Below are 8602 nucleotides of genomic sequence, written 5' to 3' on the forward strand. Positions count from 1 at the left end.
CTTTATAATAGCGACGGTAGCAAGAACCGGTTGGCACAGCGGAATGATAATCGAGCGGAAAATCCTTAAATGGCCAGCTCCATCAATTCTTGCAGCTTCCATATACTCATCGCTGATCCCCGCCATGAACTGGCGAAGCAGGAATGTGAAATAAATAGAAAACATCCCCATAAAAATAAGTGCAAAGTGACTATCGTAAATACCCAGCCAGCGAACCAGCATAAACCGAGGAATTAGGGTGGCTTGATCCGGTATAATCATGAACGAAATCAGAGCCATAAATACAAGACCTCTCCCTCTAAACCGGAGTTTGGTAAATGCAAAAGCTGCCATAGTGGAAAAGAGCAATGTGAGACATGTGACTATTAAAGCTATTTTAATAGAGTTGAAATAAATATGAAGAAAGTTTACATTTCCCATCCAAACTGCTTTAAAATTGTACAACACATTAATATTTTTAGGAATCCACTCAATGGGAAAACGCATAACATCCTTTTCAAATTTAAACGCTGATGAAATCATCCATATGAATGGAACTAGGAAGAAAATAGATATGGCACCCATGATAATGGTAACAATTATTTTTGATATATTTTTTCTTATGATAAGCAAACTGACCCCTCCCCCTTATAATGATTCTTCATTTCTGAATTTCCAGGTAACCGCAGTAATGACAGCAATAATCGCAAATAGCAGCCATGAGATTGAAGCCGCGTACCCCATGTTATAATTTACGAATCCTTCCTCATAAATCCGGAATACAATGACTGTAGAAGAATTGTCTGGTCCCCCTGCTGTCAAATAAGAGATGATATCAAATACTTTAAAAGAACCAATCAACATCGTAATAAACAAGAAGAACGTTGTCGGTCGAAGCAATGGAACCGTAATTTTGAGAAACTTGGTCATTGAAGTCGCACCGTCGATATCCGCCGCTTCATATAGTTCATTCGAAATACTTGTAAGACCGGCCAAATAAATAATAATCGTATAACCAAGCCCTGCCCAAGAAGTGATGATCGCAATGGCGATAAGTGAAGTTTTTGGGTCCACCAGCCACTTAGGCGGGTTGGAAATGCCTAGATCCATCAAAAACTGATTGATCGGTCCTAGTGAAGGATGGAACAATGCGCTCCACACTGCCGCTACAGCAATAATGGATGAAATATAGGGAATGAAAAACACAACCTTAAAGTAATCCTTCCAAAACACCTTATTGTGAATGAGAACAGCGAGTACCAGCGATATCGCAATCGGAACCGGCACCGTTAGCACGGTATAAAGCAGATTGTTTTTCAACGCTTTAATGATGGTTGGATCATGAAACATTTTAATATAATTGTCGATACCGTTAAACTTAATGCCCCCTAGACCTGATAACAAGTCCCACGAAGTAAAGCTCAAATAAAGAGAAAACCCAAGTGCAAATACATTCAGCAATAACATACCTATGATTTCTGGGGCAAGAAACAGCCAGCCGATTAATGCTTCTTTCCGCCTCGGAGTCCAAAATTTTCTTGGCTTCTGTAGAATTTCAGGGTTTGTGATTGGTTTAGCAGCTTCCATTTCGTATCACCTCAACATTTATTAAGTTGATACTAATGATAATAGAAATCCACAGGACAAGAACGATGGATTATGACTTCGTAGGAGCAATATTTTGACTTTCCAAATGGGTTACATTCGGCGAAAACACCATAAGAGTTTTGAACAATGGGAACGACAAAAAAACCTGTACCCCGGCATTATCGGAGGACAGGTTTCGATTGTGGCTGCAGTCTATTCATCTTACATAAGTGTTAATCGTATAATTTGCTTTATATTCACTTGGAGTCATGCCTATATACTTCTTGAACACTTTTGAAAAATAAGTTCTATCCGAATATCCCAGTCCCATAGCTAAAGATTCGATGCTTTGGTTGGACGTTTTCAGCATTTTTGCAGCAATTTTCATTTTATACTGGTGAACAAAATCCGTGAAATTCACACCCGTCAGTCGTTTGAAATAGCGGGAGAAGTAGCTTGAATTCAAATACAAATGACGTGCCATGTCAATTGAGGTAATGTTTTCGGATAGATTTTTATCTAGATATTGTTGAATCACCTGCAGCTTCGGCTCCTGGATCACAGGTTCTAATCCCTTCTGCCGGTTTTTTGCAATGTGAATAAGCTTTCTCTCAATCAGTCCTGTTACATCGAGCAAAGTCCTTGCAGAAGACAGGTATATATAAATCCCCTCATCCGACTTCCATCTTGAGAACATTATATCAATGCTGCGAATGAGTGTTGATAAATCTTGAACCAGCTCACTTGGCTCGACTCTATTCTCTTCTGCATTTTTTCCAATATTTGCGACGATATTATGGATACTGTCAAAGTCGCCTTTCATAATCGCACGCTCAATATCTGATTTATAACAATCTAGAAAACCTAGCGGATAGGATAAAAACATGCTTTGTAAGAAGACATTCATATTCGTAACCGTAAACTCACTGCTTTTGTAAAACTCATTTTTATATTGAATCACCTGCTGATAGACGGCTCCAATGGATTGCAGCTCCATCTTATCTGTCACGGTGACTATATTAAGCTGCAATTTCAGAAACTGTAGACAAAGAGCCTGCAGCTCCTGCATATACTTTTTAAAATAAGGATAAGCATTGTTCGCCAAATTATTTCGGTAATTATACAAAATAACTAAATTGTCTTTTTCCAAAAATGGCGTTATTCCATCATACGAACCAGACAGCTCCACCGCGATATTGTGGATCGCATAAAAAATTAACGAAATATTGTTCTGAACGTAAAGCGATTCGTAAGTTGAGAAATTGATATGGACTACGCCCATCATAAAGAAGGGGTATCCCCATGAGATGCCTAGCTGAGCTGCATACCCCACAGTTGATGTGGGATTAACACCATCAATGACTCTTTGAAACAAGCCTTGCTTGAACAGCTCACTGTTATAGTTCGATACTTCATTGTCGATCTTTGTGACTTTCATTTTGAGCAATTGTATGGATTTTCCTAAGCTTTGCTCAAGCTGCTCCGCCGTTAATTGATCTTTAAGAAGATAATCATCGGCATTCAGCTTTACTGCCTGCTGGGCGTAATGAAAATCCTCGTGGCAAGTCAAAAATATGACTCTAATATCCGGTTTCATCTGGCGGAAAATAGCTGCTAGCTCAATACCGCTTTTTTGCGGCAGTCCAATGTCAGTGATGACGATATCAGGCGACGTTTCTTCAAACATATGCAATGCCTTTGCACTTGAATAGGTAGCCCCCACTACGTGCAGCTGGAGTGACTCCCAATCGATCATTTGCTGCAAAACCCGAATCATAGGGACATCATCATCAATTAACATTACTTTATACATCACCGTTTCACCCCTCCGAAGAATAAACATGCCGTTCAATAACAGGAAGATGAAGGAAGGCTGTTACCCCGCCCTGTACATTTTCATATAGAGCTAACGCCGCCGTTGGACCAAATGTTAATCTTGATCTTTGAATCACATTAATCAAGCCGACCCTTTGATAAGAAGAGGACTGCTCTGAGCCGATGGAATGCAGATGATGGTTCAATGCAGCTAACTGTTCTTCCTCTATTCCACTACCGTTATCCTCTATTTCAATGACAATACCGTTCTCTACTCTTCTTGCTTGGATCGAAATTTTGGCAGCAGGATTGTCTACCAAACCATGTACAATCGCATTTTCAATTAAAGGCTGCAGCATCAGCTTCGGAATTAATAATTGTTCCAGCCCTGGTTCAAGCTCAACCGTAAGCTCAAGTACCATTTCATTTCTAATCTTCATAATATCGATGTAATGCCCGAGCAGCACGCACTCATCCTTCAATGAGGTCGGTTCATTTACCTTCAGATAGGCTCTTAGCAAGCTCATTAATGAATCGATGCTTTTGCTATGCAGAAGATCCTTGTGCAGGATGAGACTGCATTTGATTGAGTTCAATGTATTAATTAGAAAATGCGGCCGAATTTGCATGAACAAAGCCTCGAGCTCCATGACTCTCTTCAGCTCCTGTTCATGCTCAATATCATGGATAAGCCCCTTGAGCTGCTCCATCATCGTGTTCAACGAATGACCAAGCTCAGCGATATCGTCTTTGCCTTTCACTTCAAGCTTTACATCAAGGTTTCCCATTCCAAATTGCCTGACCGCACGCTGCAATTTTTGAATTGGCCTGTGCAATCTCCTTGCAATAAACATAGAAGATATGGAAAAAATAATAAAGAGGAAAATAACGCCTCCAATACCCAAATAGAAGGTTCTTGAAATTTCCCCCGTAAAGGTTTCCTTATTCGCTTCATAAACAAGCGTCCAGTCCGTTTTGTCTAACGTAACTTCAGAACGGAGAATATCTCTGCTTGCTGCTGCATCGTGCGACAGAAGCTCCGTGCTTCCAGCAATAAGCGTTCCCTCTGCATCAAAAAGCGCTACTTTACCAAACTCAATGGGCTTTAGCACTTTCTCAAAGTATGACTCTGAAATACCAATAATCAGAACCGATAGATAGCGTTTGTCATCATTATCATGAATCACTCTTGCCATATAATAGGTCCCTTCCTTATCGGACTCTTCTTTTACCATACCGAGCCGTTGCAGGGTTTCCGGCCTTTTGAGATCAATTTTTTTATATAAATCGTCTAGGTTTCTATTAACTAAATTCAAATCATCCTCATTCGAAGAAATAATAAAGCCTTTTCTATTGACCAAATACATTCGAATGTTATTATTTAAGGGTTTCGATGTAATGAGCGAAAATACTCCCCTTATGTTCGTAAAATTTGTGTAATCCGCATACGTATTCAACCGTTCTGTATCCGCGAATTTTTTCAAATCTGACCGGACATTCGTATCATTAACTATGAAATGCGATGCGAATATAACATCATCAATCGTTGTTCCAATCTCTTCGATCATGACATTCAAGAAGTTGTCATTGCTCAGCTGAAGCTTCTCAACCATMGTCTCTTTAATAAGCACAAATGAGATGACAGATACAGTAATGATAGGAACAATAATAAATAGGAGAAATGACAGCTGAATTTTTTGATAATAGCTTAACCTAGACATATTTACCGCGCCTCTTTCAAGTTGCTTTCATGACTATTGCAGCAGGGTAGCTTATCGCCTTTTTTCGCGTTTCAGGCTTTATTTTATAACGGTAATCTCCTTGACCTTATCTTTCAAGGATATTAACACCACTTCGCCAAAAATCTGTGTGYCGTCAACCATGTATGAATCAATATGAGAGGATGGAGCCCTATGGCATACAACAATGATATATTGCTCTGTTGAATGCGGAATCACAATCCGGCATGCTTCTACGCTGTTGTCCTCTGCCAACTCACCAGTATATAGGTAGACTGGAACTTTTTCAACGATAGGAATGCTTGTTTCTCCCGCGCGTAAAGGGTAAAGCACCTGCATCATCGATGTGGTACCTGAACCAGTTCTCTCGTAGGTCACATATTGGTTAGGCTCCACTAGATTATATTCATAAGAAATAACACCCTCGCTCTGCTCAGCCTTAAGTCCAGCAGTCTGGATCGGAATAATGCAAAGATTTGCATCATTCTCATTTGTCGTGTGACAAATACCCGTCTCCTGCGATAAGCTCAGTTGTCCAGGAGCAAAATGAAAAAACTGCTTAAACGTATGTTCATTCTGGCTTTTAAAGCAATCCACCACAAGCCAAAAATATGGTTTTACAAAGATGATGCTCCTGCTTGGGTAGACAGAATCATCCAAATGAATGTATCCATCGTGGCTCCCGCTAACGTAATCAAAATTCAGCTCCGAAATCCACTCCGTGCCTGTTCTTGAAGCTATTCGCCCAAATTTCCATGTATCTATAACTTCCGTAAATTCAATATCATCAACTACCGTTGTATTATGGGAGCTGCAATGTTTAAGCTGCTTCCGCAGCGGCGTATGATAAGAGTAGTTGTATCTCCCTAGATCCGTAAGCAGATCCTTGYCGTACGCATGAATATCGATATGAAGCATATCCGCGTGCCCATGTCCTCCTCCAAGAGGACCACAGCGGAAATAGAGATACAACGCTTGTTCTTCCCAGCCAGAGCGCATTACATAATGCCCTGAGTGTTCAAATGCATAAGATTGCTGCGGCGGTATTTGAACGGGGCAATCTTCATAATAGCCAATACCTTCAGGCCCGAAGTTCCAAGCTTGATCAAAATCGACCTTCTCCCATCCAGCAAACCGAAACATGGGGTCTTTGAAAATAATCGCAGCAGCCGTCATAACTGACCGAATATCATTATTATCGCTATCACCAAGCATCACCTGTCTATGATCCGGTCTTGCCCAGTAGAGAGAGGCAGCAGCCATGCTCTTTACCGAACGAGTAAAACTAGCTTCCATGGTCAATTTATTTTTTTGAGCCAGAGTCATCATGTCTAGGAAGCAGTTCAGCACCTCATGATGATATGTGGGGGACTGCTCCCAGTGAATGCCGTCATTCATCACTTGCAGTCGTGACGTTTCTCTCAGCCTCTCACCCGTTAGCTGCTGCCAGTGAAGTGTTCGCTTAAATTCTGGAACGAATACGGACATTTGAAATAATCCACTCGTTTCAATAACTCCCCAGTTGCTAATATTACTCCAGCCTGTGAATGATGAAGCTAAATAATCTGCATGCTCATGGAGGGAGACTAACATCTTTGCAAATAGACGCGGCGTCATAACTTGGCTTTCGATTAAATAAGGCAGTGCCTTGATCCAGTTGCTGCAGCGTAGTCCCGCCTCAATAGAGCGCCAAGTTAACGTATTCCTAGTCTGCGCAGAAGGAACGGGATTTCGATCAATCCAATCCTCTAATTGTAGACAGAAGGTGCTCGCGTATTTCTCATCTCCAGTAAGCTGATAGGCTTGTCCAAGTGCAACCCAGTATCGGTGTCGATTAAGCATGTAGGCCCATTCCACATCACTATCTTGAATGTGATTCCAATCGATTAGCCGCTCAAAGCCTACAGGAACACGGGTACGTTCCATATCCCACTGAAAGCGGAATAGGAAGGTTTGCGATACGACCTCATCAGCTGTTTGCAGCACTTCCTGCACTTCTTCTGAACAATGTACATGCACATAGTCGCAAACCTGTTGTATTTCTTTCTTTTGCAAATACATCCTAGGAGAAGTTCGCTCTATAAAATATTGCTTTAGCACTGCAAATGCATCATTAAGCTGATTTTGAAGGCTGGCCTTCTTTACCACTTCTAACMCTTCATACTCTAGGTTTAATAGGTCAAATAGGCGCTCTTCATACTGAGCTTGGTTATTTGCCTTCATACCAATAACCCCCGATACCCTTCTCAAGCCTCATTAGCGCTTCCAGATAGTAATAATCTCCCCAGATCATATAGTCATCTGGCGACAATCCTCCGTGCACATAATATGATCCATGCTTAAGCAGTCCCTCTGCGTCTTTTTCCCCAATCGTCGCGTATTTCTGAACGAGTGAGGTCATTGATTTCTCAAGATGCTCTTGGAAATAAAGACGTTCAGGGTCTTGCTGCTCCATGAGGGATAGGAGCTCTAATAATCCCGCAGCTACAATCGCAGAGGCCGAGCTGTCTCTGTAAGTATCTCTCTCAATGGGAGCATTGAAGTCCCAGTAGGCTACATGGTCGTCTGGCAAATGCTCAAGGAAATAACGGGCAAGTCGCTTTGAAGCTTCGAGGAACTTTTTATCCTTAGTGTAGCGATATGAGAGTGCGAATCCATATACCCCCCACGCTTGTCCCCTTGTCCAAGTTGAACCATTCGTATACCCTTGATGCGTCGCCCCTCCGATCGGTTCACCCGTTTCTGGCTGAAAGAAGAACGTATGATAGGAGCTGTCATCCCCTCTTACTAGGTAACGCCTTGATTTTTCTGCTTGTATACGAGCTGCTTCCATATAGGATGGATTTCCTGTCTGTTCGCTCGCCCAATACAAGAGTGGAAGGTTTAACAGACAATCGATGATGATTCGGCCGCCCTCTTTAGCATCTCCCTTTTGTCCCCAAGCTTGAATATAGCCGCCAGGTTCACACCACCGGTTCATTAGCAAATCCGCTGCTTGCAGCGTTAATTGTCGGGCTACTTCATCCTTCTCCACGATCCATTGTGCTTTGGAGGACAGTGAGTATAAAAAACCGATATCATGATGATCGAGCACAACGTGATTCTTCAAACGTTGATGAAAACTTGTAACCGTCTGATCCGCCGCATTCCGAAACCGTTCGTCTTGTGTATATTCGTAGCATAACCACAGCATCCCGCTCCAAAAGCCATTGGTCCAATCATTATTTTCATTCAATTCATAGGTTCCATTGCTGCTGACATGAGGGAATTTCCCCTCAAATCTTTCTATATTTTTTAGCGTCTTTGCAATAGCATCATCAATAGCCGTTTTCCACACGATGCAAGGCCCCCTTCATTCAACATTTTATTAGTTACGCTCAATCATAACGAAAGAATGATCGTCTAATGAGAATGAATTTTTGCAGGAATGTGCATTATTTTGACTTTTTTCAAAAACTTCGTTTGATCTATGATTAAAATAC

Annotated in this window: 6 protein-coding genes; all 6 read right to left on the reverse strand. The window is 41.5% G+C overall.

Annotation, left to right across the window (positions count from 1 at the left end):
- Positions 1 to 564, reverse strand: a 564-nt coding sequence (locus AC1DSE_RS24875; RefSeq protein WP_477528340.1) for a carbohydrate ABC transporter permease, incomplete at its 3' end; no start/stop codon positions are given.
- Positions 565 to 627: 63 nt separating this feature from the next.
- Positions 628 to 1566, reverse strand: coding sequence for a carbohydrate ABC transporter permease (locus AC1DSE_RS24880; RefSeq protein ID WP_076269513.1), 939 nt, complete (start codon positions 1564 to 1566; stop codon positions 628 to 630).
- Between the two features lie 217 nt (positions 1567 to 1783).
- Positions 1784 to 3379, reverse strand: coding sequence for a response regulator transcription factor (locus AC1DSE_RS24885; protein ID WP_477509327.1), 1596 nt, complete (start codon positions 3377 to 3379; stop codon positions 1784 to 1786).
- Between the two features lie 7 nt (positions 3380 to 3386).
- The gene (locus AC1DSE_RS24890) at positions 3387 to 5102 is read right to left on the reverse strand and encodes a sensor histidine kinase (RefSeq protein ID WP_477509183.1); all 1716 of its coding nucleotides are present in this window, start codon (positions 5100 to 5102) and stop codon (positions 3387 to 3389) included.
- Positions 5103 to 5180: 78 nt separating this feature from the next.
- Complete coding sequence (locus tag AC1DSE_RS24895; RefSeq protein ID WP_477528339.1) at positions 5181 to 7343, reverse strand: alginate lyase family protein; 2163 nt, start codon at positions 7341 to 7343, stop codon at positions 5181 to 5183.
- Positions 7330 to 8457: a glycoside hydrolase family 88 protein gene (locus AC1DSE_RS24900; RefSeq protein ID WP_477509185.1), complete on the reverse strand. Its 1128-nt coding sequence runs from the start codon at positions 8455 to 8457 to the stop codon at positions 7330 to 7332. Before AC1DSE_RS24900 ends, AC1DSE_RS24895 begins: the two co-directional genes overlap by 14 nt.
- Between the last annotated feature and the right edge of the window lie 145 nt (positions 8458 to 8602).

Source organism: Paenibacillus sp. 01L418, from assembly GCF_056400045.1.